Source organism: Paenibacillus sp. HGF5, assembly GCF_000204455.1.
Classification (GTDB): Bacteria; Bacillota; Bacilli; order Paenibacillales; family Paenibacillaceae; genus Paenibacillus_AQ; species Paenibacillus_AQ lautus_A.
In genome coordinates this window covers 1-25,622 of the sequence record NZ_AEXS01000144.1, presented here as the reverse complement: position 1 = coordinate 25,622, position 25,622 = coordinate 1, and the positions used below count along the sequence as shown (strand labels likewise).

24 protein-coding genes and 1 riboswitch are annotated in these 25,622 nt (G+C 52.1%); of the genes, 8 read left to right on the top strand and 16 right to left on the bottom strand.

Annotation, left to right across the window (positions count from 1 at the left end; translation table 11 throughout):
* Positions 1-59: 59 nt before the first annotated feature.
* The 8 genes from HMPREF9412_RS22870 to HMPREF9412_RS22835 form a co-directional block, all read right to left on the bottom strand.
* Positions 60-1,307, bottom strand: coding sequence for an anti-sigma factor (locus HMPREF9412_RS22870; RefSeq protein ID WP_009594167.1), 1,248 nt, complete (start codon positions 1,305-1,307; stop codon positions 60-62).
* Positions 1,304-1,804: a sigma-70 family RNA polymerase sigma factor gene (locus HMPREF9412_RS22865; RefSeq protein ID WP_009594157.1), complete on the bottom strand. Its 501-nt coding sequence runs from the start codon at positions 1,802-1,804 to the stop codon at positions 1,304-1,306. The genes HMPREF9412_RS22870 and HMPREF9412_RS22865 overlap by 4 nt, the downstream gene beginning before the upstream one ends.
* A 221-nt stretch (positions 1,805-2,025) precedes the next feature.
* On the bottom strand, positions 2,026-2,787 hold the full coding sequence (locus HMPREF9412_RS22860; RefSeq protein ID WP_009594151.1) for a stalk domain-containing protein: 762 nt from the start codon (positions 2,785-2,787) through the stop codon (positions 2,026-2,028).
* Positions 2,788-2,842: 55 nt separating this feature from the next.
* The gene (locus HMPREF9412_RS22855) at positions 2,843-3,469 is read right to left on the bottom strand and encodes a hypothetical protein (protein ID WP_009594163.1); all 627 of its coding nucleotides are present in this window, start codon (positions 3,467-3,469) and stop codon (positions 2,843-2,845) included.
* 168 nt (positions 3,470-3,637) lie between these two features.
* Complete coding sequence (locus HMPREF9412_RS22850) at positions 3,638-4,774, bottom strand: ArnT family glycosyltransferase (protein WP_254664101.1); 1,137 nt, start codon at positions 4,772-4,774, stop codon at positions 3,638-3,640.
* 142 nt (positions 4,775-4,916) lie between these two features.
* Positions 4,917-5,147: a hypothetical protein gene (locus tag HMPREF9412_RS22845; RefSeq protein ID WP_009594140.1), complete on the bottom strand. Its 231-nt coding sequence runs from the start codon at positions 5,145-5,147 to the stop codon at positions 4,917-4,919.
* A 99-nt stretch (positions 5,148-5,246) separates the two neighbouring features.
* Complete coding sequence (locus HMPREF9412_RS22840; RefSeq protein WP_009594141.1) at positions 5,247-7,103, bottom strand: bifunctional diguanylate cyclase/phosphohydrolase; 1,857 nt, start codon at positions 7,101-7,103, stop codon at positions 5,247-5,249.
* 264 nt (positions 7,104-7,367) lie between these two features.
* Positions 7,368-7,988, bottom strand: coding sequence for a DUF5317 domain-containing protein (locus tag HMPREF9412_RS22835; protein WP_009594161.1), 621 nt, complete (start codon positions 7,986-7,988; stop codon positions 7,368-7,370).
* Positions 7,989-8,283: 295 nt separating this feature from the next.
* On the opposite strand from HMPREF9412_RS22835, the gene HMPREF9412_RS22830 reads away from it, so the two are divergent.
* Positions 8,284-8,487, top strand: a complete 204-nt coding sequence (locus HMPREF9412_RS22830) for a cation transporter (RefSeq protein WP_009594149.1) — start codon at positions 8,284-8,286, stop codon at positions 8,485-8,487.
* A 185-nt stretch (positions 8,488-8,672) separates the two neighbouring features.
* Entirely contained in the window at positions 8,673-9,413 is a 741-nt protein-coding gene (gene nfsA / locus HMPREF9412_RS22825) for an oxygen-insensitive NADPH nitroreductase (protein ID WP_009594150.1), read from the top strand.
* Positions 9,414-10,665: 1,252 nt separating this feature from the next.
* Here nfsA and HMPREF9412_RS22820 read toward each other — a convergent pair.
* Positions 10,666-12,984 carry a helix-turn-helix domain-containing protein gene (locus tag HMPREF9412_RS22820; RefSeq protein WP_009594172.1) on the bottom strand — a complete coding sequence of 773 codons (2,319 nt, stop codon included), beginning with the start codon at positions 12,982-12,984 and terminating at the stop codon, positions 10,666-10,668.
* 359 nt (positions 12,985-13,343) lie between these two features.
* Here HMPREF9412_RS22820 and HMPREF9412_RS22815 point away from each other — a divergent pair, with 359 nt between their 5' ends.
* From HMPREF9412_RS22815 to HMPREF9412_RS22800, 4 genes are all read left to right on the top strand, one after another.
* Entirely contained in the window at positions 13,344-14,324 is a 981-nt protein-coding gene (locus HMPREF9412_RS22815; RefSeq protein ID WP_009594169.1) for an ABC transporter permease, read from the top strand.
* Positions 14,325-14,354: 30 nt separating this feature from the next.
* On the top strand, positions 14,355-15,239 hold the full coding sequence (locus HMPREF9412_RS22810) for a carbohydrate ABC transporter permease (RefSeq protein ID WP_009594160.1): 885 nt from the start codon (positions 14,355-14,357) through the stop codon (positions 15,237-15,239).
* Positions 15,240-15,310: 71 nt separating this feature from the next.
* Positions 15,311-16,861 (top strand): extracellular solute-binding protein, encoded by a 1,551-nt coding sequence (locus tag HMPREF9412_RS22805; protein WP_036673185.1) that lies wholly within the window; start codon positions 15,311-15,313, stop codon positions 16,859-16,861.
* 157 nt (positions 16,862-17,018) lie between these two features.
* The gene (locus tag HMPREF9412_RS22800) at positions 17,019-17,195 is read left to right on the top strand and encodes an aspartyl-phosphate phosphatase Spo0E family protein (protein ID WP_009594144.1); all 177 of its coding nucleotides are present in this window, start codon (positions 17,019-17,021) and stop codon (positions 17,193-17,195) included.
* 34 nt (positions 17,196-17,229) lie between these two features.
* Here HMPREF9412_RS22800 and HMPREF9412_RS22795 read toward each other — a convergent pair whose 3' ends face one another.
* From HMPREF9412_RS22795 to HMPREF9412_RS22770, 6 genes are all read right to left on the bottom strand, one after another.
* On the bottom strand, positions 17,230-18,045 hold the full coding sequence (locus HMPREF9412_RS22795; protein ID WP_009594152.1) for a TatD family hydrolase: 816 nt from the start codon (positions 18,043-18,045) through the stop codon (positions 17,230-17,232).
* 86 nt (positions 18,046-18,131) lie between these two features.
* Positions 18,132-18,965, bottom strand: a complete 834-nt coding sequence (locus HMPREF9412_RS22790; protein WP_009594148.1) for an ABC transporter ATP-binding protein — start codon at positions 18,963-18,965, stop codon at positions 18,132-18,134.
* A 54-nt stretch (positions 18,966-19,019) separates the two neighbouring features.
* Positions 19,020-19,778, bottom strand: a complete 759-nt coding sequence (locus HMPREF9412_RS22785) for an ABC transporter permease (protein WP_009594146.1) — start codon at positions 19,776-19,778, stop codon at positions 19,020-19,022.
* Entirely contained in the window at positions 19,775-20,068 is a 294-nt protein-coding gene (locus tag HMPREF9412_RS22780; protein WP_009594139.1) for an MTH1187 family thiamine-binding protein, read from the bottom strand. Before HMPREF9412_RS22780 ends, HMPREF9412_RS22785 begins: the two co-directional genes overlap by 4 nt.
* Positions 20,069-20,157: 89 nt before the next feature.
* Complete coding sequence (locus tag HMPREF9412_RS22775; RefSeq protein WP_009594171.1) at positions 20,158-21,189, bottom strand: ABC transporter substrate-binding protein; 1,032 nt, start codon at positions 21,187-21,189, stop codon at positions 20,158-20,160.
* A gap of 120 nt (positions 21,190-21,309) precedes the next feature.
* Positions 21,310-21,419, bottom strand: a riboswitch (TPP riboswitch).
* A 174-nt stretch (positions 21,420-21,593) separates the two neighbouring features.
* A complete protein-coding gene (locus HMPREF9412_RS22770) occupies positions 21,594-21,977 on the bottom strand; it encodes a VOC family protein (protein WP_036673180.1) in 384 nt (127 codons plus the stop codon).
* A gap of 257 nt (positions 21,978-22,234) precedes the next feature.
* On the opposite strand from HMPREF9412_RS22770, the gene HMPREF9412_RS22765 reads away from it, so the two are divergent.
* Together HMPREF9412_RS22765 and HMPREF9412_RS22760 are read left to right on the top strand one after the other, a co-directional pair.
* On the top strand, positions 22,235-23,770 hold the full coding sequence (locus tag HMPREF9412_RS22765; RefSeq protein WP_009594173.1) for a GGDEF domain-containing protein: 1,536 nt from the start codon (positions 22,235-22,237) through the stop codon (positions 23,768-23,770).
* A gap of 205 nt (positions 23,771-23,975) precedes the next feature.
* Entirely contained in the window at positions 23,976-25,022 is a 1,047-nt protein-coding gene (locus HMPREF9412_RS22760) for an EAL domain-containing protein (RefSeq protein ID WP_009594166.1), read from the top strand.
* Positions 25,023-25,256: 234 nt separating this feature from the next.
* Here HMPREF9412_RS22760 and HMPREF9412_RS22755 read toward each other — a convergent pair.
* A partial coding sequence (locus HMPREF9412_RS22755) for a glycosyl hydrolase family 65 protein (protein WP_009594138.1) occupies positions 25,257-25,622 on the bottom strand: 366 nt, incomplete at its 5' end.

The following is a 25,622-nucleotide window of genomic DNA, read 5'->3' as shown; positions in this document are numbered from 1 at the left end:
TCGGCCCTCATTTCATGTTCGTCAGCCAGTTGCAGTATATGGCACTCGCCATAAGGCCATCACTCGATCCAATTCCACAGCCGCACTTCCCCGACCCGCAGATCGTGGACCCAGGATACCTCGCGCAAGGTCAGCAGCTCTTTGACAGGGCCGGTAATGACGGCGCCATAGAGGCGAACGCCGTTCTGTTCCACGTAAGCTAAAGAAGCGTCCACGTCAATAAAAGGAGCCACCCGTTCGGCAATCAGGTCATACTCCTGCAGAAGCCGCAGCGATTTGATGAAGTGCTCATTCCGCAGCTCCCCGTCCCCGTAGGTGTCTACAGAAGGGTAATGTCCGCCGCTAAATGTGGTTTTGCTAAACCATCCCGTTTTTTGCTCCTGATAAGAGGTCACCGTATAATCGTCATGATGCCAGACGGGATAAGAAGGAAAGCCGACAGGATGGGAGATTACGCCGTCTCCGCCGCTAAATCGGTCATCCGGCCCGGTATCGACGGCAAACCAGACGGCCTCCACATTCCGGTCTTCGAATTGTTTCAGCAGCTCGTCGGTCGTGAAGAAACGGTTAAACGATACATAAGCCTCGGCCACGGTGCCTTCGGGAAGCTTTTCAAGCCTGGACCAATCGCCGCTCTTTGCAGAGGAGGTGCTAGCGTTCTGCTCATTTGACTGTTCGTTGGGTTCTTCTTGATTCGCGGAAGAAGTCTCCGCAGAGCTATCCGGCCGGTAGAAAATCTGCGATGAACCCGAGCTGCCATTATTCCAATCCACATCGACGGACGGCAGCCCGAACAGGAAGTTGACGGTGTATTCGCCGACGGTCACGCGTTCGCTCCCTACCTGTTTGTCTATATCTCCGTACATTTCCTGCCGGAAGAAGGCTCTGACCTGGCTATTTAAACGTACGTCGATATTAGGCTTCGAGATCGAGATGGCGGAGGCGATGGCATCCCGATATTTATCGTTGCGGCTGGGATCGCCGACCCCATAAAACAGCGCCGTAATGATCGAGCTGATGACGAATATCGCCAGAAACGCCGATATCACCGTCAACGTATTGGAGATTCGGGCCCGCCATTTGCCCCGGCGAACGATTCGCTTTTCTTTCTTGGGCGAGAGGCCGGTCTGACCGTCAGCGGCATGCGGGGTGCCGGAATCGCTCGAACGCTCGTTATCCATGATCTCGTTCACGTAAGCCTGGTATTCCTCCAGCTTCTCCATTTCCCGTTCGATTTCATTTTTTTCCTCGTCACTCAGCTTGCCCTCCGCATAGTCCTTCAGCCGCTGCCTGAATTCTTCGCTCATAAATTCCCGTCCTTTCGTTTCATGTCCCGCAGCCGCTGCCTGGCCCGAAATAACGTGATCTTGATATGGGATAAGGTGATGCCCATAATATCCGCCGCCTCCTGGTAGGTGAATTGATGAAAATCGACCAGGAGCACCGCTTGCCGCTGCTTCTCCGGAATATCGGCCAGCATCCGTCCGAGTTCTCTGTGGACTTCTTGCTGGAGCAGGATGTTCTCGGGCGTATTCCGGTCTATCATCTGATCGAAAAATTCCGCGTCCCGGACGATGCTGCGGCTCGCCTTGCGCTGATAGTCCACGTAAGCGTTATGGGCAACCCGAAACAGCCACGGCTTGATTCGTTCTTCCTTCCAATCCTCGAGATACAAATAAGCCCGGTAAAAGGTTTCCTGCACCAGGTCCTCGGCCGTATGGTGATCGTAAGAGAGGGAGTACAAGTAACGATACACGTCTTTCACGTAATATTGATAAATCGATTCCAGACTGTTCAGTTTCATGTCCTCCCCTCTATGTAACACACGTATAACCAGGGCATAAAGTTACAGCTAGGCTGTGAAAAAATGACACGGGGCTTTAACCCGTAAATCGCAAAAGCAAAAGCAAAGGCAAAAGCAAAAGCCCGCCAAGTGAGCGGGCTTCCGATAGCATATGAAGGGCTGCATAGAGAAGGAGTCTGCCGTAAACGGTGGGGCTCACGCGCCTCTGCAGCATTCGGACATCACTGGCTGTTCTTGTTGATGTAGGCCGTAAGCAATTTATACTGCTTGCTGTCTTTTTCGGCATAGTCCAGCGCCGTCTTTCCGGAAGCGTCTTGAAGGGAGGCATCTGCCTTGTGCTGGTTCAGCAGCTTGTCGATGTAGAAGTCATTCTTGTGGATGACCGCCAGATGAAGCGGCGTCTGACCTTCGAAATTCGGCAGGTTGTAATCCAGCTCTCCGGCTTGTCCGTCCATCTGTACAAACGGGTCGTATAGGGAAGAATCGCCGTCTAGAATCAAATAATGCAGCAGCCCGTTGCCGGTGGTTTCATCTTGCGAATACAGCCTCGCTTCACCGGCAGCGATAACGATATAAATCTTTTGCATATTCAATTCGCCGTTGACTTCGATCAGCTTGCCGAGGTTTTTCACCAAATGACGCTCGTGAGCAGGCGCTCCTTCGGACTCGGAAGGCGCAGTCGGGCCGACCGGGATCGCCTCTCCATTCGAGGATTGGGGAATAATTCCGATTCCCTCGGGACCGACAGAGCCGACCCGATATCCAAGCGCTTCCGAGAAGTCCCGCACGGGGACATACAGCTTGTTTTGTATGACTACCGGAGAATCCGACAGCCGGGCTTCCGATCCGTTGACCACAATTTTGGATTGGGATGGAAATGCCTTCAGATAAACGGCGGCACCAACGGCCGTACCGGCTGTCAGCGACACGCCGACGATCGCGCCGAGTGCAAAAGCAGGAACAGAAGAGAAGCGTTTTTTCATAATATCCTCCCATGATCACATATGGACTTTTACTCCATTATATACCAATTTGGCGCTATCTCCATTGAATATCCGGATCCAATACGACGATTCTCTGCTCATCGACAGCCTTTTTCAGCAGATCTTCCTTCAGCTGCTTCGTGCTGGTTATGACGTCAGGCTGGTTTGTCTTCATTTCCGTTGTCAGTTTATTCATGAATCGTTCGATCGATAGCATGTCCCGATATTCCGGCGGGGAGTAGTCTTCCCAGTACTGATCTTCGCTGATGCCCATCGCATCCAGCATGCGCATGTGCTGCTCTTGCACTTGTCGCGGCTGGCTCTCGAGCGTTTCCCGAAGCTGCCTTGCCCTCTGAGCCCCATCCTCCAGACTTGCCGCAACGCCCTCTTCATCAGCCAGCTGAAGCATCAATTCCTTTGCTGCCATGTCTTTAAGGAGCGCGGAGTCATCAGGTAGGGGGGTGTCGCTCTTTGTGAGGTTATCCTTGTAGGCGGTTAAATGTGTACGCGTGATGTAGGTGGCGCCGACTTGAATCAGCGCCTGACCGTTCAGGCTGTCGTTCATGCGGTACTTCCCGCTTGAGCGTTCGGAAGCATCGGTAAAGTACAGGATGGTGCTTATCGTCAGGACGCTTGCTATGGCGATGCTAAGGATGGCGATGAATTTACGGTTTAATTTCATGCAGTCATTCCTCCTGGCATGAATGTATGGAAGCTTCGATACTAATATAGACGTTTTACCAACCTGAAAGGTTCTACAAAAATATGAAAAAAACGCCTGAAAGCACAACATCAAAGTGCTTTCAGGCGCAGGCGGCCACCGTGATCGGACCGGCTTCGGGAGCGATGCTTATTTGCGAAGCAGGCGAGTCTTATGCGCGTAAATGATCGCTTTGTCCGCGAGAAATGCCGCGTAGAGCAGCAGGAAGACCGCATAGGGAAATCCGGTGCCGTCCAGGCTCGGAACGAGCCATTCAGCGGCAATGAAATACAGCAGCGTCAGCAGCACCGGCAGCTGCCGCTTCAGACGGTATTTCCAGACGGACCAGATGATGCCGGCGACCCCGGCAAACAGCATGACCAGACGGACTGCATCCAATGCGGATTGCACGATTTTTCTTGCTTCCTCGTTTCCGATGGCAGCCGCATATTTGGAGGTGCGGCCCGCAAATATGCTTCGGAACAGATGAACCAATGGATTGCCCTCGATGTATCTGGATTCCAGCCACAGCGCGGCGAGATTCCACGGACCGGACATATACCTCAATTTATTGAACAGAGGGATGTTCAGCCACCATGGAGACAAGATGAGCAGGTATCCCGCGCTAATGAGAAGGATCCCCCCGGTTACGATCTTGACCGGACTGCGGTATTTGATCCAGAAGGCAATGAACAATACAGGATACAGTAGCGCCTGAAGGTTGTAGCAGGCCATAAGCGCCGTAAGCGCGCCGGCAGCCGCGTACCATCCCGCCTGCTTCAATTCAAGCGCTCCGATGACGGCGCAGACAAGAAGAAGCATCAAAGTTTGCATGGTCGTATCCGGCAGGATCAGGCGGACGGCGCCATAAGCCGGCCAGAATAGCGCATAGATCATGCAAGAGAGAAAAGCGATCCTCGTATTGAACATGTAGCGGGACAGCACAAACACCAAGTAGACGGAAAATGCATGAAAGAAGCATTGGAGCAGCTGATAGCCGATCAGGGCAGCCTCCATGCTTCCGAATATAGTGGTAAGTCCGGCAATCATAAGCGGCACACCGGGCATGACGCTGGAGGCATGCTCTTCCAGGTCTCCACCGGGGTGGCTGATCATGGCCGCACTTTGGATATACCGTTCTTCGATCACGCTGCTGATGCTGGGGGAACGTTCATGAAGACCGGCCAGCACCAGCAGACATGACATCACCAGAACCGCCGCTATCAGTACCAGCAGCATCCTTCGCTGCACACGGTTTAAAGTCCATATGGAAAACAAAGGGTCCACTCCACTCTTTATATAATCTCTAGGGTTTAGATCAGAATACATACCCTTCTATATTAAAGAAAAAACGGGGAAATCAAAAGGCTCCGCCAAAACGGAGCCCATAAGTTCAAGTTACGCTGCAGTGATAAGGCCAATCCCATTTTTAAAAGCCGCTGTGATACTTATCGTCGCTGGATGAACGCTTCTTCGACGTGCCATCCCGCTGCTTTTCTTCCTGGCGCTCCAGCCTGGCGTCTTCCATCGGAATCGGGTCCACATGCTGCTCGCTCTCGAATTTGTCGAACAGGCTTTCTTGTTCCGTCGGATATTGTTCAGGGTGATCCATGTTGCCGGGACCATTGTGAAGCGGAAGATCCTTTTTCTTATCAGCCACCGATCTCACCTCATTTAACGTTGTGATACTACCTTTATACCTTATTTGAGGAAGTATCAAACATCCCAAAAGATGAGAAAGGCAGAGGGGATGTGGTCTTTAAGAGGTCTCCAGGCCGGCTGCAGGCTGTTGCTGCGCTTCGGCTTTGAGCCTTAAATAACGGATAAACAGCTCAACGAGCTCCGGATCGAACTGCGTGCCCGAGCAGCGGAGTAGCTCTTCAATCCCTTCCTCGAAGGTTTTCGTTTTCTGGTAAGGGCGTTCGGTTGTCATCGCGTCGAAGGAATCGATAATGGTCAGCATCCGGCACAGCTTGGGGATTTGGCTGCCTTTGAAGCCGTGAGGATAGCCGCCGCCGTCATACCGTTCATGATGCAGTTCGATGTAAGGAACCAGTTCCTTGAACTTCTCGTTCGTTTCCGCGATGCGCTTGCCCCAGCTGACATGCCGTTTGACGGTTTCCCATTCGCCGGCTGTCAGCTTGTCCCGTTTGTTCAAGATTCCCCAAGGAATCTCCAGCTTGCCGATATCGTGAATGAGTGCCCCGAGCACAAAATTGCGCCGCTCCACGCTGTCAAGCCCAAGCACTTCGCTGATGTCCATGGCGTAGCGGAAGACCCGTTTGGAGTGCTTGAACGTATCCACGTCTTTATACAGGAACAGCTTCAGCTGCTGCTCGATGTCTCGGACGTCCTCCGCAAAGTCGATCTCGGATTCCTTTTCGGCGCCGCTTCCATATACATGCACGTTGTTTTTGCCCTGCTTCTTGGCATAATACAGCGCTTGGTCGGCAAGCTCGACAAGCTGCGACTTGTCATGAATATCAATCCGGTACGAGGCAACGCCGGCAGAGAAGGAGAGACAGCCGGACGGAAAAATCTCCACGCCGTCAAAATAGGTATCGTTCAGCTTTTTGCGGAGCCTGTTAATGAAGGAACGTGCCTTATGGTCATCATAACCCGGCATCAGGATCGTGAATTCCTCGCCGCCGAAGCGGGAGGCCACCACCTCGGCCGTTTCGGATTCCACCTTGAGGTAATTGCCGAGAAATCCGAGCAGCATGTCGCCTTTTAGGTGTCCGAATTGATCATTGTATTTTTTGAAATCATCGATATCGATCATGGCCAGCGACAACGGCGTTTCATTGGTTTTGGCCTTCTTGATTTCGTCTTCCAGCAAATTTTCGAAATAGCTGTGGTTGTATAATCCGGTTCGTTGATCCTTGATGGCTTTCTCTTGTACCTGTTTATACATCGTGAAGAGCTGCTTGAAGGAATAGGACAGCATCACGCTGAGACCTATAAACAGGGTCAGCCCGAAAACGCCGTTATGTACGATGAGTATGGAGAGAACCAGCGAAAGAATGAGCGTGCTGAGGTAAACAAGCAGTGTATCTTTCATGAAGGTTTTCAAAATATCATATAACGATCCCTTGTATAACAGGTAATAGTAGAAGCCGACAAGGAATACGTTGATAACAAAATAAACAACCAACGCTGCAACATACGCACCAAATTGATCATTGTGAATAGGGCCTGCTTGTCCGCCCGCCATTTTGAAAATGAAGGAGGACCCGACAATCATCACGGTATACACGGAGAAATTAACAAAATGCTTCCAGAAGGGGATTTTTCTGTCGTAAAGCGCCATGGCAAGGGAGACAAACAGGATGACGGACAGCGCAAACGGTGCTCCATAGATAAAGATGCACGCCAGGTAAACAGAGGAATCCATGGACTGTAAATTACCCTCTGGCGGCAGCTGGAAGGTGAAGTAATTTAAGATGAGGGCGGCGCCTAACATCGCATAGACCCATACCCACTGGGAAGGAGTATAATGAAAGATTTCCCCTTGATGCACCAGCAGGAAGGTGGAACAGCCCAGAAGAGAAAGAAAAACAAAATACAGCTGTCCCGCAAAGCCTTGAGAGAACCTAGGACGCTTAAATATGGACATAAATGATTTCTCCTCAATAAAATCAATGGTGTATTCTCCACATTTTAAGGTATATTGCGATGCAAAACAACGAAAAAGATGTAAAAAAACAGGCTGAATTTTCCAGCCTGTTTCTTATGGAAGTCGATTATCCGAATCTGTAACCGGAAGTCAGAGCGACAACAACAGAAGCAACGATGATGGCATTCAATACGACGCGGGAATACTTGATTTTATCAGTTTTCTTCACAGTTCTCCCTCCTTTCCAGGTGGTATGATGTATGATCAATTTTGTGGTTCCACACGTTCATTGGTATCGGATTTCGGTCCCAATGCTTGCACGTTGGCGGTATTCTTCCCCACGGTCATCAGGTTGAAAATGTAGAGAAAGATGCCGACGTTCATGATGATATCTCCGATACTGATCACCTGTGTTCTTGGGTACGGCGGGGATAACGGTATAATGTCACCCAGAAACGGCAGGCGGGTAGAGGCGTCCATCAGATAATGCTTGGTGATGACGGTGCTGTTGCTCAGCATGTCCACGTAATAAGGATCCAGAACGGAAGCGGCGCTCATCGATACGGGCATTCTGCCGCCGTTTACCGCCATGACGAGGAAATTGAGAAAGACGCCGGCCAAAATGCTGCCAAAGCCCTTCTGGTCCCGGTTCATCCAAAGGAAGATCATGCCGGCGACGTAGATGAACATAAACACGTAGCTGCTTGCGGATGCCAGCCAGTCGGAATTCGCTTGAAAACGGAATATGAGCAGCTGTACGATCAGGAGAATTGGGAAGATGAGGCCGCCCTTCAGGCGAATCTTGCTGAATTGCTGCAGTCCGTGACGGAAACCGCCGCGTATCAGTCCGACAATTAACCCTAGTATAATGCCGTCAAATACCATGATAGTTCCTACTTTCATAGTTCGTTATCTCTGTAATAAGATAGTTCGACAGCGAATTGGTAATTCCTTCAACAATAATCAAAATTTATGGAAAAATTTCGGAGGGGCTTAAAAAGCTTGTCCCATCCTGTATAAATCTTATGTTTCATGTACATTATAACAGAAAAAAAGGATAAATCTTCCTACTTTTTTCGTGTTTCTGTTGCAGAAAGGAGCAAATTTGCCAACTTTACATACCTACGGGGGGTATAGTAAAGTGATACTGTACGACATTTTACGATAGGAGGGCGACAGCATGAAACAAGTGACATTGACGGTGGAAGGCATGTCCTGCAACCATTGCGTGAACTCGGTGGAAGGCGCGCTGAAGAGTGCGGGAGCTTCTGGTAAAGTCGATCTTGCATCCAATACGGTGGCCGTCGAATACGACGAAACCAAAGTCAGCCTTGACGCATTGAAGGAAGCGATTGAAGAGCAGGGCTACGATATCGTGTCTTAACGACAGATTTCCTGCCATATTCCCTAGCCGCGAACTTTGGCTGAAATAAGAGCCGGCTGCTGAAGGCGATCGACAGCATGCCGGCTTTTTTGCGCTGCGGTCGCAGGCAACCAAGCTTGCACTGCCCAAGCCGAAGTTTCATAATAAATGGAGCGATTCTGAAGAGTTTAAGGAGTGGATACCCGATGAATGACACGATTTCATTGCTGATGAACCATCGATCGATACGTAAATATTCGGATCGGCCCGTGTCCGAGGAACAGCTAAGGGCTGTCGTGGCAGCAGGCCAGATGGCATCAACCTCAAGCAACGTCCAGGCATACAGCGTGATTGCGGTTACCTCGCAAGAGAAGAAGCAGCGGTTGGCCGCTTTGGCGGGCAATCAGGCGTATATCGTGGAATGCCCGGTATTTCTGGTATGGTGCGCAGACCTGTATCGTTTGAAAAAAAGCGCAGAGGCGCATGTGGCGGATCAAGAGACGTACGAAGATTCGACCGAGAATTTCATCGTGGCCACGGTGGATGCCGCTTTGGCTGCGCAGAATGCCGCGATCGCGGCGGAATCGCTTGGTCTTGGCATTGTGTATATCGGCGGAGTCCGCAACTCCATTGCGGAGTTCTCCGAGGCATTGGAGCTCCCGGATTTGGTCTATCCGGTATTCGGCATGTGCCTCGGGTACCCGGATCAGGAGCCGGGGCTACGTCCCCGGCTTCCGGTGGAGGCTGTCCTGCACCATGACAGCTACGATCCGGCGGCCCTGGAAGAAGTAAAGAGCTACGACCGAATCTCTTCCGATTATTTGTCCAAACGCACCCATGGCAAGAACAGCGCTCCCTGGTCGGAGCTTATGGCCAAGCGACTGGCGGAGCCGGTCAGGTTGCACATGAAGGACTTCCTGAAGGGGAAGGGGTTTATGGGGCGTTAGAGATGAGTAGAGAGAGCGGGTATGGCGCTATCGTAAATCAATAGGGAGGGCTGGTACGGCTGCTCTCGTCGAAACTCCGGAGGGCCACGCTGTACATCGCGCGCGCACTGCTCTCTGTGCGCACGGTGCGTGGCCCGGTGCATGCTGTATGGCTCCAGCTCTAGGAACTACGCTTGGCTGGCATGGATCGGAGGAGTGGGAGACGCAGTGCTCCGAAAAGTTTGCCGTAGCTTCAGAAGCCGCAAGCCGAAACGAGCTACGGACGGCAGCAGCAGTATCTATCGGACCTCAGATCCGGCATGGCAGTATCGGACCTCAGATCCGTTATTTTCGCTATGGGCTCGTTTTTGCTCAATCTATCGGACACATGATCCGTTAAGCAGCGTATAATCCGAAAAATGAGAGCCTAATTCGGAGAATAACGGACCTCATGTCCGCCAGCATTCGAGAAATGGCGCTTTTGATCAAAATAAGGTCCGCTGAGTCCGCTAATGTGCAGCTATTTTGTGCATCGTACGCACTGTTCCCTGTGCCGACGATGCGTGGTCCGGGGCATGCTTGTACGGCTCCAGCTATAGGAACTACACTTGGCCGATAAAGCCAAGCCTGGCTGGGCGTGGGATCGGAGGAGTGGGAGAGGCAGTGCTCCGAAAGTTTGCCGTAGCTTCAGAAGCCGCAAGCCGGAACGAGTTACGGACGGCAGCAGCAGCATCTATCGGACCTCACATCCGGCATGGCAGTATCGGACCTCAGATCCGTTATTTTCGCTATGGGCTCGTTTTTGCTCAATCTATCGGACACATGATCCGTTAAGCAGCATATAATCCGAAAAATGAGAGCCTAATTCGGAGAATAGCGGACCTCATGTCCGCCAGCATTCGAGAAATGGCGCTTTTGATCAAAATAAGGTCCGCTGAGTCCGCTAATGTGCAGCTATTTTGTGCATCCTGCGCACTGCTCCCTGTGCCGCGGTGCGTGGCCCGGTGCATGCTTGTATGGCTGGTCGGCGCTAAGCGTGCCGCAATGTACAACGCCTGAGCGTAAGTCACAACGGGAAGCGTGGCCGCAATGTACAATGCCTGAACGTAAGTCACACCACAGGAAGTGTGCCGTAATAGGGCGACGCTTGAACGTAAGTCATAACACAGAAAAGGGGCTGTCCCAAAAGGTCATGAAATACAGACCAAGGGACAGCCCCTTTTTCAGAGGGCTCCTTTTATACGAGATTAACTGATCAGGATGACATGCCGATTCATTTGCCGATTCCCTGCTGGCGGTATTGACCTGGGGTGATCCCTTCCAGCTTCTTGAACATGCGATTGAAGTAGGGAGGCTGATATCCTGCGGCCTCCGCGATTTCATGAATGCGCAGATCCGTGGTCAGCAGCAATTCTTTGCAGCGGTTCATGCGCACGGTCGTCAGGTAGTCCATATAATTCGTGCCCGTCATCTGTTTAAACGCTTTGCTCAGCTGGGATACGCTGACGCCGGCCTCCATGGCCATGGCATCCAGGGACAAGTCCTGCATCCCGTTCTGCTCGATTTGCTCCAGTACGTTTTCGACAAGCGATTTCATGGAGCTGTTGAAGTTCTTCGTCAGCTGATCGAGATAGGGCTCGATGATTTCTTTCTGGAACCAGTCCACGCAGGCCTTCGGATCGCGAAGCAGGGACAGCTGCTCCTGCAGGTTGGAGAAATTGTACACCTGGTACGGATTTAAGCCAGCCTGCAGCATGGAGCGGTGAACGCTCGTGATTAAACGCATGAGCCCATGGTGGACATGCCACTCCGAGCCGCCCCCGGCTTGAAGCGCCGTGACGAAGCGGCTCAGGGATCGAAGCGCGTCCCCCTGCAGCCCGAGGTTCAGGGTGTGTATGAAATCCTGCTCCAATTCCAGCGGAAAGTCGATCCAGTCGTTTTTCTGGGACAGCACCGTGTCCGCTTCCAGCAGCTGGCTGCCGGCATCGAAGGATCGGTAATGCAGCGCCCGCTTGGCCTGTTCCAGAATATGGGGAACATCGGTCCAGGTCGAGCTTGGCCCCCCCAGCACGATGGTTGCCGACATCCGCAGCGTATCGCGCAGGGCCCGCAGGATCTGATCGCACAGAAGCCTCATCATGCGTGTCTGTTCGTCGGCTTTAGGAGAGGCCGGAACGATCAGGATGACGCCAAAGGAGCCGTCGAAGAAATTGATGGGGTGCATATAGGCGCTAACGTCCTCCGCCAGCTCTTGAATCACGTTTAAAGCGGCATAGGTGAGAAGATGCTGATCGTTCTCCGTTAGCGGCGTCCGATCCTCCCCGTGGGTATGCTGCTGGAGAACGATCGCCGAGAACTGTTTATTCGTGATGTCAAGCTCCATCTCTTGCAGCTTAAGCACGTACTCGGACTCCGTCAGGTGGGCGGCTTGCCCGCTCAAGAATTGATTGATATAAGCCTCCCTGATCGCGGGCAAGGATCGCTTCCATTGATTTTGAAGCGTGTCATGCGAGAACCGGTACTGCTTCCACTCGTGTTCAATATATTCGAGCTCGTTGTACCGCGATGTCTGCTTGGCCTGATCGCCGCCAATCATATGCAGCATTTTGCGAATAGGGCGATACATCCTCTTGGAGGCAAACCAGCTTGCGCCCAAGGATGCCGCGAGCGCAAAAGCAAAGCAGATCAGGATGATATGGGTATACGGCTTCGTCGGAGCGATGATCGTGGACTGCGGCGTGCCGGATACATAGGTCCAATTCCGCTGCATTTTTTCAAATTGAACGGTATTCACCAGCCACACATCCTGATCGACCGGAACCTTCATCCGCAGACGATTCGTGCGATTGGCATTCTCCGGAAGCTTCAGCTGTTCCTGGATCGCGCTCATCGCCTTCGGCATGCTGCGGCTCATGCCCGATTCCCCGATGACATGGCCTTGATCGTCGAGCAGGAACGATAGATTCTCGCTGTTGCGAATCACGTGCAGCTTCGACGGATCGATGTAGATGACGATCGCCCCGTAGGGCGTATGACCGTTGAAGGGAAGCCGCATGACAAGCGCATGGGAAGATCTCCCCTTATTGAAAGGCCGCTCCAGGTCATGTACCCAGAACATATCCGAATCTCCGTCCATGAGCCGGCCGAAGCCTAACGCATCCTGTTCCTGATCCAAGGTCCGCAGCCCGAGATCGGGCTCCATGATTTTATTTTGCTTTTTGATGTAGAGATAGACCTGATCCACAAGGGGATCGGCATTTTCCACCAGGTTCAGCGTATTAAACAGCTCGTTCGTCTCCTCGATATTCGACACAAAGTCCATATCGGACAAGGAAGGCTTGAAATGGGGCTTCACCACCATATTGAGCGCGTAGTGGACCAGCTGGGTGAACTGCTCGTCCACTTGCCTCGCCGCATCCACCAGGGCTTCCTCGTTCCGCTGCTGATATTGGTTGATCATATGCTGGTTCCCCACATATAGGTAAACGGCCGTAATGGCCGAGATGGGGAGGCACGTCATCAACACGGCGAGCGCGATGCTTCTCCAATACATAACACCTTTGAAACCGGATTCAGGATTCTGTTGCCTCATTACACTAACCCCCTGTTGGCATAGACAAATCCAAGGCCTGATCGAAGAAAGCCGGGAAAATCATTAAATACTATCATAGCGAAAGAGGGGTTTAGTTGAAAAGATCACATTTTCCTATTGATGCCGATGAGCATGGCATTCCGGCACCAAGGAAAAAAAGTGCAATTCGAGGAAATGGATGATCCGAAACGCTTGGCAGGCAGGCACTTTTCCGTATTGTGCATCGAAGGGAGAGGGGAAGGGGCCGCGTCGGAAAAAAAGTAGAATTGCAGGCAATTCTGCAACCGTTTACATTAGGGATACGTTCCGCGAACGGTAGGTTTGAACGAGACGACAAGGCTGAAAGTGAGGGAGTATCGATGAAAGCACAAGAAACCGTTCAGACGGCAAAAGGAAGCGGGAGCCCCCCTATTCCCGCGAAATCCAAAACGAAGTGGGGGCGGATCCGGTCGGATGTAGCTCGCGACAAGTATTTATACATGCTGGCCTTGCCGGGTCTTATCTTCTTTATCATTTTCAAATATATTCCGATTACGAATCTCGTCATTGCTTTCCAGGAGTACTCGCCGTACTTCGGAGTGTTCGGAAGCCCTTGGGTAGGCTTCGAGCATTTCGCCCGGTTTTTCTCCAACGACGACTTCTGGATGCTGCTGCGCAATACGCTGGCGATTAGCTTCCTGAGCTTGATTTTCTTTTTCCCGGCGCCGATCATTCTAGCCTTGATGCTGAATGAAGTACGAAGCTCCTTCTATAAGCGTACCATTCAATCGCTGGTGTATATTCCCCATTTTTTATCCTGGGTATTGATCTATGGGCTGACCTACCTCATGTTCTCGCAATCGGAGGGCTTGTTCAATAAGTGGCTCGTTACCATGGATTGGGGAACGGTCGATATTCTCTCCAATCCGAACTATTTCTGGGGCATGCTGACGGCACAATCCATCTGGAAGGAGGTCGGATGGGGGACCATCATCTTCCTCGCGGCCATCGCCGGAGTGGATCCGCAATTATACGAGGCAGCCGTCATGGATGGCGCAGGCCGTATGAGACGGATATGGCATATTACCCTGCCCGCGATGCGCAACGTGATCCTGATTCTGTTGATCCTCCGCCTGGGAACGATCATGGATACCGGATTCGAACAGATCTATCTGATGATGAATGCGCCCGTCACCAATGTAGCCGAAGTGTTCGATACCTATGTATACCGGGTGGGGATAAGGCAGGGAGAATTCAGCTACAGTACGGCCATCGGGTTGTTCAAATCGATCGTCGGCGTCATCCTGGTGGTCTCGGCCAACCGATTGGCGAGGCGATACGGTCAAGAAAGCCTGTACTAGAGGACGGGCGAAGACAAGGAGGAGTAAAGCATGCATGAGAAAGGATGGAAAACCGGGCTCTTCGGCTTCGTAAACAACGGCCTGCTGCTGATCATCGGTTTGGCAACGATATTTCCGATTTACTATACCGTTATTCTGTCATTTACCGATCCGGTGGAGTATTATCAACGAAGCTTGATATTATGGCCGCGGGATTGGACGCTGGATGCTTACAAGCATTTACTGTCCAACGGGTTGTTTGTCACCTCGATCTCCATAAGCGTGTTCCTGGCCACGGTCGGCACGATGCTCAGTCTGCTCGTTACCGGGGGGATGGCTTACGCGGTGTCCCGAAAACGGCTTCGGTTTCGCAAGGCAATCATGATTATGGTGTTAATCACTTTTCTCTTTACGCCGGGGCTGGTTCCGCTGTATCTGGTCGTCCGAAATGTGGGACTCATCGACAGCGTCTGGTCGCTGATCCTGCCGAGCTTGACGAGCGCGTGGTATGTGCTGCTCATGAAGGGATTCTTCGACAGCATTCCGGACAGTCTGGAGGAAGCCGCGATGATCGACGGCTCCAATGATATCGGCGTGTTCTGGCGAATCATTCTGCCGTTGTCGCTGCCGGCCCTGGTGGCTTTCGGATTGTTCTTCGCGGTCGGCTATTGGAATACGTACTTCAACGCGCTGATGTTTATTAATGACCAGAAGATGTGGCCGCTGCAAGTGCTGCTCCAAAATATGCTGGTGGATCCCACGACAATGGGATCGGGAAGCGGCGGGGGATTTGCCTTCCAGGTGAACCGTCCCGTCCCGACGGAAACGTTGAAAATGGCAGCGGTCGTCATTGCTACCGTTCCAATCATGTTAGTGTATCCATTCCTGCAGAAGCACTTCGCCAAAGGGGCGATGGTGGGCTCCGTCAAGGAATGATCCGATATACGGTTTTTCTTTTCCAACATGGTCAGTCAGGAAAGAGGTATCATAAACAGGGAGGTCTAATGATGAAAAAAATGGATGCAAAGCCGAGCAAGTCGTTTTTGAAAATGTCGGGGGTGCTGCTCTTAGCAAGTTCGCTCTTGCTTAGCGCATGCGGCAGCACCGGCGGGAGTCCCTCGAGCGGCAGCGAGGGCGGGACAGACAGCAGTGAACCTACAAGCATCACGATACAGACCTTGAATTATGCCACCGAATTCATAGACAACACCAATCCGCTTTGGAAAGAGCTGGAGAAACGCACCAATACCAAGCTGAATATTACGTGGCTGTCCCCATCCACGGCTGAAGAGAAAATCAATGTCATGCTTGCGTCTGGCGACCTTCCGGAGGTTACTTTCGTGGAAACGATGCAGAACCCGCAGCTGCAGAAGATGCTGAAGCAGGGAGTCTTCTGGGATCTGACCCCTTTTCTCAAAGACTACCCGAATTTAAATCGCGAAGAGTTGAAGGAAATGTGGGAAATCACCAAGGTGGATGGCAAGAACATCGTGATTCCGCGTTACTACCCAAGCTATGGGGGCGGGGTGTTCCCGATGATCCGCAAGGATTGGCTGGATGCCCTTCAGCTGGAAACGCCAAAAACGCTGGATGAGTTCCATAACGTGTTAAAAGCTTTCAAGGAACAGGATCCGAATGGTAACGGACAGGCGGATGAGATCCCGTATGCCGCTAATCCGAGCGCGCTCGCGTATATTTATAATATCTTTAATGAAACGCAAGGGGGCTGGAAGCTCCAGCCGGATAATACCCTGTCTCCGATTATTACGTCGGACGCGTCGAGGGAGGCCATGCTGTGGATCAAGCAGGCTTATGACGAGGGCTTGTTCCCAAAAGACTTTGCCATCATGAAGTTCTCCCAGGTGATGGATACGATGCGAAGCGCCAAGGCAGGGGTTGGCGGCATGTCCATGAACCATGCCTGGGTAACCGGCAAGGCCGTGAAGGACGTTGATCCCAAGGCGGATTTGATGCCGCTTGCTTACTTGGAGAATGCTAACGGGGTGAAGTATACGCCTTCAGGCTCCCCGTACTATGGCGTGTACCTCATTCCGAAGAAAGTGCCGGAGGCCAAAGTCAAGAAGATCCTCGAGTTCTTCGACTATGGCTACAGCCAAGAAGGAAACGAGATGCTGACCTACGGAATCGAAGGCGTCCATTACAATCTGGAGAACGGAAAGAAGGTCGCAACGCCGCAGGCCGTCACCGATAAGACGGGAGATGGAAATCTGAACAATATGATTCACCTCGTCAGCGACGATATGGCCATCAATGCGGTTGGGATGCCGGACGAGGTGTATGAACGGAACGTAGAGATCGTTACGGAGCGCAAGACGGTTAAGGTGCCGAATCCTTCGGGCGAGCTATATTCGGAAGCCTATAACAAATATTATCCCGAGATTTCCAAGAAAGTAGAGGATATGCGGGTCATGGTCATCACCGGCAAGGAACCGGTTGAATCGTACGATAAATTGATCGAAACGATCAAGAGCGATCCGAAGATGAAGGAGATTACAGAGGAGATCTCGAAGGCGTATCAGGACAAATTTGTGAAATAACCGAAATCCAAACCACAATGCGAGTGCGCTCGCATTGTGGTTTTTTTGTTTCATGGGACCTGTCCCTTTCGATTTTAGGCCCCTGATGTCTAACATCAAACATCCTATAATTTTACATTAAAGCATAAAATATTACATGAGGGGAGGACATTAAGTCATGAAAACGAAGGAAGGCATTAGGTTTGATATCGAGCAGGAAAGAAACAAGCTTCATAAAATGAAGCAGCGGTATCGTGATTTTAACCATCCTAAAGTCCTCAGGCAATCGATCGTGCTCGATGAACTGATTAACCAATATAACCGGTTCCTTAAAGAAAACAAACCGATTGCGTAAACAACCGGCTTGAATGGAACGGGAATTCTTTTTTTTATAGATCGTAAAGTCTAACCGCATTCTCGTAAAAAATCCTGCGAGCCTCGGAAACGGTCAGCCCGCGAAGCTCGGCCCATGCCGCCGCTGCGGAAGCCGTCATCTTGGGATGGGTCATCTGTCCGGTGAACGGGCCTTCGAACGGCCAAGGGCCGTCGGTTTCGGTCATGACAAGATGCTCGGGATACATGCGGGCAATATCGCGAATTTCATCCTCATAAAGAATGTCGGGCGTGAAGGAGATATAGCAGCCTTTATCCGCCATCCGCCGCAAGGTGTCACGAGAGCCCTTGAACCAATGGAAATGGGCGCGGGTGACGCCATATTTGTCAAGCAAATCACATACGGTATCCGCATCTTCATATACAGCGTGCAGTATCACCGGTTTATGATGCCGTCCAGCAAATGCTATGAATTGCTCAAGCAGGCATTCGTAAGGGCGGTTATCCCACGGCCGGCCCTCCGTTTCGGCTTCCAGCCTGGCATAATAGGGCAGGCCGACCTCACCGACGGCAAGCATGTCGTCGATATGCTTAGCCATCCAATCCAGCAGCTCTTCGGTTTCTGCAGGGGAAGGGACGGGCTGCTCCGGATGATAACCAAATGCCGGCCGCACCAACGGTCCGTACTCCCTGGCCAGCTCCAGGTTTCGCTTGCTGGAAGCCAGGTTCATGGAGACGGAGATGATGGACTGAACTTCGCTTTTGCGAATATCCGCAAGGATCGTTTGCTGATCGGAGAAGGCATAACGATCCAGATGAATATGGGTGTCCAGCAGAGGGAGATTTGTTTCCGTCTGCGTGAATGATTTCATCGTTATATCACCTCGCTTGCACGCCTACAAGAAGCGCTTTTGAATGATGGGTACAGGAGCTTAGCCATTTGTATCCTGCCTGCGGCTCAACGCTTGTGCTGTTCTTCGCGCATGATGGCGGAGATTTCGGTTTTTAGCGCGATAAAGGACGGGTCGTTCAGGATGTCTTCCCTGCGCGGACGTGGAAAAGGGACCTTCACCCGTTTCAGGATCGTGCCGGGCCGCGCCGACAGGATATAGATGCTGTCCGAGAGCAGCAGCGCCTCCTCGATATGATGGGTAATCATCAGCACCGAACGGCGCGTATCCTCCCAGATATCGAGCAGCCAGCGCTGCATATCGCTGCGTGTCAGCGCGTCGAGCGCGCTGAACGGTTCGTCCAGGCACATAACCTCCTGCGGACTCATCAGCGCGCGCAGAAAAGCGGCTCGCTGCTGCATCCCCCCTGATAGGGTATGCGGATACGCCTTCTCGAAGCCGGCAAGTCCGGCCCGTTCCATCCAGCTGCGGGCATTTTCCCTGGCGGCGGTTTTCGAGGTGCCTCTCAGCTCCTCGGGAAGGAGCACGTTGTCCTCCACCGTACGCCAAGGGAAGAGGGCCGGCTGTTGAGGCATATAGGCGATGCGGCCTTTCTCTCCGGTCACATCCTGACCGTCCATGAGCACGGAGCCTGCATCCGGAGCCGTTAACCCCCCGATGATATGGAAGAGCGTGCTCTTTCCGCTGCCTGAAGGACCGATCAAGGAGACGAATTCCCCGGGCTGCACCTGAAGCGAAAGGCCATCCAGCACGTGCACTTCGCTGCGCCGTTCGCGGAAGGTGATATGAAGGCTGCGAGCCTCAAGGGCAGGCGCTGGCGGGACCGCGATAGATGAATGGCGCTGCCCGTCATGATCCGGAAGGGATACTTGATGTGTCATATCGCTAAACAGCCTCCTTTTATATAGGTTAGAAAATGTCCGTTCATCATGGTTTTAACTTTTTCGATTCCAGCGGATCAGGCGCTTCTCCAGCAGGGTGATGAGCAGCACCATCAGCAGGCTGAGCAGGACGATGATCAGAATGGCAACAAACACCCGGTCCGTGCGGTAGCCGGATTTTTGCAGCATCATGTAGTAGCCGATGCCCCGGTCTGAGCCGATCCATTCCCCGATCACCGCACCCATGACCGAATAGGTGGCCGCGATGCGGATCCCGGAGAAGATGGAGGGGAGCGCATGCGGCAGCTCCAGCTTGGTGAAGATCTGCCATGAAGTGGCTCCCGCCATCTGCATGTAATTCATCATGGTGCGGTCGGTACGCGCCAGTCCGTCCAGGGCGGCAACGGCTACGGGGAAGAAGCAGACCAGGGTAATCACGATAACCTTGGGCAGCATGCCGAAGCCGAACCAAATCATGAGGAGCGGGGCGAGAGCGATCGTCGGCACGTTCTGGCTAAGAATAAGAAGCGGATAAAGGGCAGTTTTGAGAAAAGGCACCAGATGCAGGGCCAACGAGATGACAAGGCCGATCGCCGTACCGATCATAAATCCGACCAGGGTTAATTGCAGCGTGGCTAGCGTATGCTGAAAAAGACCGGAGGCGCCGGTGGCGGCTTCATGCCCGATGGCCGTCGGCGCCGGCAAAATATACGGCTCTATATCGAATACCGATACCGCGGCCTGCCATACCGTCAAAAAGAAAAGGACCGCCGCAACGGGCGGCCAAACGGAGCTCCACCAGCCTTTTCTCATGGACGGTATTTCTCAGTCAGCTTATCCATGCTGATGCCGCCCGGATGGTGCGCGATTTTGACCTGGGATATGACGCTGGGACTTCCCGCTTTCACCAGCGCCTCATGCATGCGCTCAACGATCTTCAACAGCTCGGAAAGCTCTCCTTCCAAGGTGGTTTCGAGCGCATGGACCTCGTATTTCACGCCCGACTCCTGTATGACCCGGATCGCTTCATCCACATAAGGAATGCTGTCGCCTCCATCCGGCGTTCTGGGTATCACTTGTATGCTCAAGAGGGTGTTTGCCATCTAAACTCATCCTTTCATGCAAGCTATATTGTAATGGAAGAGAGGCAGCCTGCCATGGCAGGCCGTCTCTCTTCCAAATTAAATGCATCCTATGGTTTTTCCGGTAAAAATTCATTGGTGAAGGCGCTGTCCGCATCGAGCTCCTTCTCGAGCAGCTTGCGTTCAAACATCCAGTCTGCATACCCCGACCATACTTCGGCTTTCTGCTCGCCCCAGCGGGCAGCATCATCCTGATAGCGGGGACTCAGCCATTTCTGGCTGGCAAGAACCAGCTCGGCATCCAGCTCGGGAACGGCCTTCGTCAGCAGCGCAGCTGCATCCTCAGGATGTTGAATCGCGTAGTCGTATCCTTTTGAGGTCGCCCGCATGAATGCTTTGACAAGCTCCGGGTCCTCCTGGATCAGCTTCTCGTTCGTTACGATCACCGGCGTGTAATAGTCAAGCTGCTCGGAGTAGTCCTTCACATAGATCATGTCAAGCGGCTCGTTCCGGAGCTCGGCTTCGATACCGGTCCAGGCATAGAAGATCCAGGCAAAATCAATATCGCGTTTGACGGCCGTAAAATAATCGGCATCGCCCATGTTAACCATATTTACTTTGCTGACATCGGCACCGTCGATCTCCATGATGGATTTCATGACGGCTTCCTCAACAGGCGAGCCCCAGCCGCCGTAGGATTTCCCTTCAAAATCGCCAGCCTTGACGATCCCCTTGTCCTTGGGGGCGGCAAAGCCGGATGTATTATGCTGAATAATCGCCGCAATGGAGACGAGCGGCAGACCTTGGGTTCTGGCAAGCGTGACGCCTTCCTGGTAGCTGATGCCAAACGGCACCTTGCCGGATGCGACCAGCGTATCCGTTCCGCCGGCCCCCGGCTGGACGATCTGGACGTTAAGCCCTTCTTCCTCGTAATACCCGAGCTCCTTGGCCGCATACAGTCCGGTGTGGTTTGTGTTGGCCGACCAATCGAGCATCAGCTGTACATCGCGGAGCTTTTCGGCCGCCTGGCCGTCTGCGCCTTCGGTACCTGTGTTTTCGTTCTTTCCGCCTGTACCGCATCCCGCCGCAACCATCAGCAGGGCGCAAGCGAGAAGCAGTGCCATCCATTTTCCCCTCTTCATCGTATCTTCTCTCCTTTGAATTCTCTTCTCTTTCTATGACCTCGTTAACTCCACAAAAAAAGCGCCCCGAATGATATCAGGACGCATGACGGCGTAAGTGTATACCACGGCAAATCATAGCTGCCGCAAACATGGACTTCCTACGCTGGCATTACCCAGATCAGGTGTAAGGGTCAGTATCATCGGATACACTCTCAGCCGGCCAAATTCCAGCTCCCCCGGGATTTATGAAGTTTCGGACGTTACATCCGTTATTATAGTCCTAACGCAAAGACCTGTCTAGTTCGGAAGGGGATGCGAACGAGGCAGGTCTTCGTATTGGACATGGCTTGTGCAGTTGGAAGAATGAACCCCGTTAACCATTCACGGGATGAAGCAATTAATAGGATCCTGTTCGCCAGCGGTTAGCGCTGGAAGAACTCAATCCATTCTCCTTCGGGACCGTGCACGAAGAAATAGCGGTACCCGTTCGGAAGCGTTACGATTTCCTCGTCAAGATGAGGTACGTCCAGTCCCTGAACGCGCGCATATTCCGCTTCGATATTATCGGTGCTGACGGCAAAATGATGGACGGTGCCTTCTGCGGGAAGCGTGTCGCTGTAACCCTGAATAAGCTCGACTTCCGTTTCGTCGCTGCCGTTAAATCCGAGGAATGCCAGCTGGATGACGCCATTGGTATGGGTAAGGCGATCCTTCAGTTCAAGTCCTACGACGTTTGTGTAAAAAGCAATCGTGGCTTCAAGGTCCCGGACGACAATGCCGACATGATCCAATCGTTTCTGTGACAAGGCAAACACCCTTTCCGATTCATATGAGATATGACTGAAATATTATCACATAATTCCTATACGTCAAGTGGGTCTTGAGGACGACAATTTTTGGGTGCGCGATGGTTTAATAGAGTAGAATCGACGGTCTTTCTTTCATTTCCTCTTCTTTACTTTTAGGTGGGTAAAAAGTATCATGAGAACTATAACTATTAATTCAAAAGACCTAACAAACAAGCATTGAAGAAAGCTTGCCTTTTGGCCGAGGAGGAATGCTTATGAGTCCAACTCCAGCAGATCATCTGTGGATTCGACTCGCCGTCACATATGCATTCATTCAGATAATGACCGTTCTGTGGATGCCTGATGCTTTATTGCTTCAGCGTGTTCTAGTCATTATGGCTTCCGCTGCCGCTTCCGTCTATTTACTACGGATCAGTCGGCATTACGAGCCGCATCTTCGAAGGTTTTGGCTTATCGCAAGTGCCGGGCTGATGGCGGATGCCTCGGCTCGAATCATCGATGCTTGTTATTTTTTGCTGGGGAAAGAGAGCGCTTCCCGGACAATATTGACTCAATTATTCTGGGGATTCGAAATCATCCTGTTTGCAGGTTCACTCATTTATTTGTTCCGGCACGTGCAAGGTTCGTTTCGGGGAGTTCGGTTTATGCTGGACATCGTGATCGTTGGCATAACGGTCATGACGGTAGGCTGGGAATATTTCATCAAGCCCGAGCTTAACGGTTTGGCGAATGAAGCCTTGTGGGGAAAGCTGTGGGTGGACATGCTGTATCCGCTGTGCGCAACGGTGCTTATTTTCTTCACCCTGGTGTTGTATTTTAACACAGGGCAGTTAAGGAAACGGGCAGTCTTCCTGATATGCCTTGGCGGGAGCATGTACATTGCCGCCGATGTTCTGCATATGTATCTCGTCGATTATAAGGGTGTTGAAGTTCGTTCATACCTGTACCCACTTTATACGTTATCGGTATTCATCATTGGTTTGGCAGGAGGGCGATCAGCTCCCGATGCCCGAAATCAATCGTTGGATGAGAGGGAGCCCCGTTCGTTCGGGAATCTGATCGTAAGATACCTGCTTCCCTACAGCGTGCTTGGCGGGATGTTTGCCCTTATGGTGCAGCGGTTTGGAGGATGGAACGGGCTTTTTACCGGCTTATCCCTCTGCGTCATCCTGATTCTGATCAGGCAGATCCTGATCCAGTTCGAGAATGACCGCTTGTTTGACCGGCTGCATCAAAGCTTGATGCAGAGCGAGACCTTGGCGCATCGCGACGATCTTACGGGACTCTATAACCGCCGCTACTTTAATGCGAGGCTGTCGAGCTCGCTGCAGGAGGCGGACCGCGCAGGTTCCCGCGTAGGGCTGCTATATATGGATATGAACCGTTTTAAACGAGTGAATGACCGCTACGGCCATCGTGCCGGCGATTTGTTGATTCGCAAGGTCGCGACCCGTCTTCAAACCCTTGAATCCCAAGGCGTTCTGGTTTCCCGTTTAGGAGGGGACGAATTTACGGTAGTGATTCATCCGGCCGGCGAGGATCAGGAACTGATCTGGATGGCGGAAGAGATCTGGACGATGCTGAGCGAGCCGTATGAGCTGGAAGGGCATGAGGTCCGAAGCACGCCGAGCATCGGCATCGCGGTCTATCCGGATCATGCCAGGAACGACCAGGAGCTGATCGGTCGCGCGGATGCAGCGATGTATGCGGCGAAAGAGCGAAACGCCCGCTGGCATTTCGATGTGGAACGAACGATGCTGCTGCAGCTGTTGGATCAAAAAGTCGAATAGATAAAAGATTCGGATATCGACAATGTGCTGTTAAGAGCAATATAAGTCGATTATTGTAGAATTTAGCGCAATCATTGCACGAATCTTGCGCATTTCTCGCAAAATAGGTCATAACTTCGATATAAAATCCATAAAATGCAAAGAAATCATATTCAAAATGCCGATAAGAAGCATAGTGAGAGCTAGCTTGCCAAGGAGGACGAACATGATTTGCGACAATTGCAGCACCTTTGAACCGATTGAGGACCAGGGGACCATTCATATGAAGCCTGCAAGTGGTGAGCTTATTCAATTGCTGGCAGTGAACGGCTACGCGGTACAAGAGAACAATGAGGGTTGTGCTGTGAACTACAAGGTACGAGCGGACCTGATCTCCATCATCGAGTGTCTGCAACCCCTTCCGCTGAAGATTCGTCAAGAGCTGTCCTTCTGTGTTACCCGTGGAGGAGCTCCGCAAATCCGGCATTCGTGGATCCCTATGCAGAAGTTCGAACTGCAGATGGAGCATTATGATATGGTGAATGTCATTTTACATAAGCAGTTTACGAGCTACATGCAGCCTATCGTGGATCCATCCGAGCAGATCGTGGCCTATGAATTTCTCCTTCGACCGGTAGAGTGGGGACTCCGGTTCCAGCCGTACGAGCTGTTTGAGACAGCCCGAAAAACCGGTCTGCATTCATTCCTGGACCAGGCGGCACGAACCAGTGCGATTGAGACCAGTGCCGAGTGGCTTCCGATCGGCGTGAAGCGGTTCGTGAATTTCCTGCCGTCCTCGATTTATGATGCGCAGATGTGTCTGAGCCACACCTTCAATACGATCGACAGGCTCCATCTGGATCCGAGGGATTTTGTATTCGAGGTGGTGGAAACAGAGAGAATCGACGATGTGAAGCATTTGCAGTCGATATTCGAGGTATATCGAAGCCACGGCATCTCGGTAGCCATGGATGACGTCGGCGCGGGTTATTCCACATTGGAGCAGATGATTAGGCTTAAGCCGGATTATGTGAAGATCGACCGGAGTCTTATCGACCATTGCGATCGAAATCCCGCCCAGCAGAAGCAGCTCGAAATGATCACGAACATGGCTCATGATTTTGGGGCCATGGTGCTTGCAGAAGGCATCGAGAGACGGGAGGAGTTTCATTTTTGCCGAGATATCGGGATCGAGCTTTCGCAGGGGTATTTGTTTGGGAAGCCAGCCGAACGCCCTCCGCGTGATCCTCATACTCAACTGATCTATTCATAACATACATAATCGGCAATACCCTCCGCACGATAAGCGCGAAGCGATGGCATTGGTTTGATCCCGGCTTATGGCTGAAGCCGAGCCTGCAGATGATGCCTGACATGGATGAAGACGGGTTCTTCAAGGATGAGTCATGAAGTAGAGGAGCCCGTTTTCTGTAAAAACAAGAGCCCTGGAAGATTCTCCAGGGCTCTTGTTTTTGTATGTGCCGGCGCATTGAAGCTCCGGTGCCTTTTATCTTGCAGCCGTTACCTCTCCAAATCCGCTGATGGCGTATTCCTTGCCGCTCACGTTCAGGACAGCAGGCGTATCCGTTTCGTTTACGATGAGGGTTTCATGGCCCTTGACGTTAACCTTCAGGCGGGATCCGCGGAACATCACCTTGAAGGAGAAGGAGGACCAATGACCCGGAATGAACGGGTTCAGATGCAATACGCCGTCCTTCACGCGCAGGCCGCCGAAGCCATGCACAACCGACATCCAGGTTCCCGCCATGCTGGTTGTATGACAGCCGTCCTCGGTATCGTTGTTGTAGTTGTCCAGATCCAGGCGGGCTGTACGAAGGTACATCTCGTACGCCTTTTCCTGGTACCCGAGCTC

Bases quoted from the DNA above. Each gene is read 5' to 3' on its own strand.
- HMPREF9412_RS22870 (WP_009594167.1), bottom strand. From the start codon at position 1,307: ATGAGCGAAGAATTCAGGCAGCGGCTGAAGGACTATGCGGAGGGCAAG.
- HMPREF9412_RS22865 (WP_009594157.1), bottom strand. From the start codon at position 1,804: ATGAAACTGAACAGTCTGGAATCGATTTATCAATATTACGTGAAAGAC.
- HMPREF9412_RS22860 (WP_009594151.1), bottom strand. From the start codon at position 2,787: ATGAAAAAACGCTTCTCTTCTGTTCCTGCTTTTGCACTCGGCGCGATC.
- HMPREF9412_RS22855 (WP_009594163.1), bottom strand. From the start codon at position 3,469: ATGAAATTAAACCGTAAATTCATCGCCATCCTTAGCATCGCCATAGCA.
- HMPREF9412_RS22840 (WP_009594141.1), bottom strand. From the start codon at position 7,103: ATGTCCATATTTAAGCGTCCTAGGTTCTCTCAAGGCTTTGCGGGACAG.
- HMPREF9412_RS22835 (WP_009594161.1), bottom strand. From the start codon at position 7,988: ATGGTATTTGACGGCATTATACTAGGGTTAATTGTCGGACTGATACGC.
- HMPREF9412_RS22830 (WP_009594149.1), top strand. From the start codon at position 8,284: ATGAAACAAGTGACATTGACGGTGGAAGGCATGTCCTGCAACCATTGC.
- nfsA (WP_009594150.1), top strand. From the start codon at position 8,673: ATGAATGACACGATTTCATTGCTGATGAACCATCGATCGATACGTAAA.
- HMPREF9412_RS22820 (WP_009594172.1), bottom strand. From the start codon at position 12,984: ATGAGGCAACAGAATCCTGAATCCGGTTTCAAAGGTGTTATGTATTGG.
- HMPREF9412_RS22815 (WP_009594169.1), top strand. From the start codon at position 13,344: ATGAAAGCACAAGAAACCGTTCAGACGGCAAAAGGAAGCGGGAGCCCC.
- HMPREF9412_RS22810 (WP_009594160.1), top strand. From the start codon at position 14,355: ATGCATGAGAAAGGATGGAAAACCGGGCTCTTCGGCTTCGTAAACAAC.
- HMPREF9412_RS22805 (WP_036673185.1), top strand. From the start codon at position 15,311: ATGAAAAAAATGGATGCAAAGCCGAGCAAGTCGTTTTTGAAAATGTCG.
- HMPREF9412_RS22800 (WP_009594144.1), top strand. From the start codon at position 17,019: ATGAAAACGAAGGAAGGCATTAGGTTTGATATCGAGCAGGAAAGAAAC.
- HMPREF9412_RS22795 (WP_009594152.1), bottom strand. From the start codon at position 18,045: ATGAAATCATTCACGCAGACGGAAACAAATCTCCCTCTGCTGGACACC.
- HMPREF9412_RS22790 (WP_009594148.1), bottom strand. From the start codon at position 18,965: ATGACACATCAAGTATCCCTTCCGGATCATGACGGGCAGCGCCATTCA.
- HMPREF9412_RS22785 (WP_009594146.1), bottom strand. From the start codon at position 19,778: ATGAGAAAAGGCTGGTGGAGCTCCGTTTGGCCGCCCGTTGCGGCGGTC.
- HMPREF9412_RS22780 (WP_009594139.1), bottom strand. From the start codon at position 20,068: ATGGCAAACACCCTCTTGAGCATACAAGTGATACCCAGAACGCCGGAT.
- HMPREF9412_RS22775 (WP_009594171.1), bottom strand. From the start codon at position 21,189: ATGAAGAGGGGAAAATGGATGGCACTGCTTCTCGCTTGCGCCCTGCTG.
- HMPREF9412_RS22765 (WP_009594173.1), top strand. From the start codon at position 22,235: ATGAGTCCAACTCCAGCAGATCATCTGTGGATTCGACTCGCCGTCACA.
- HMPREF9412_RS22760 (WP_009594166.1), top strand. From the start codon at position 23,976: ATGATTTGCGACAATTGCAGCACCTTTGAACCGATTGAGGACCAGGGG.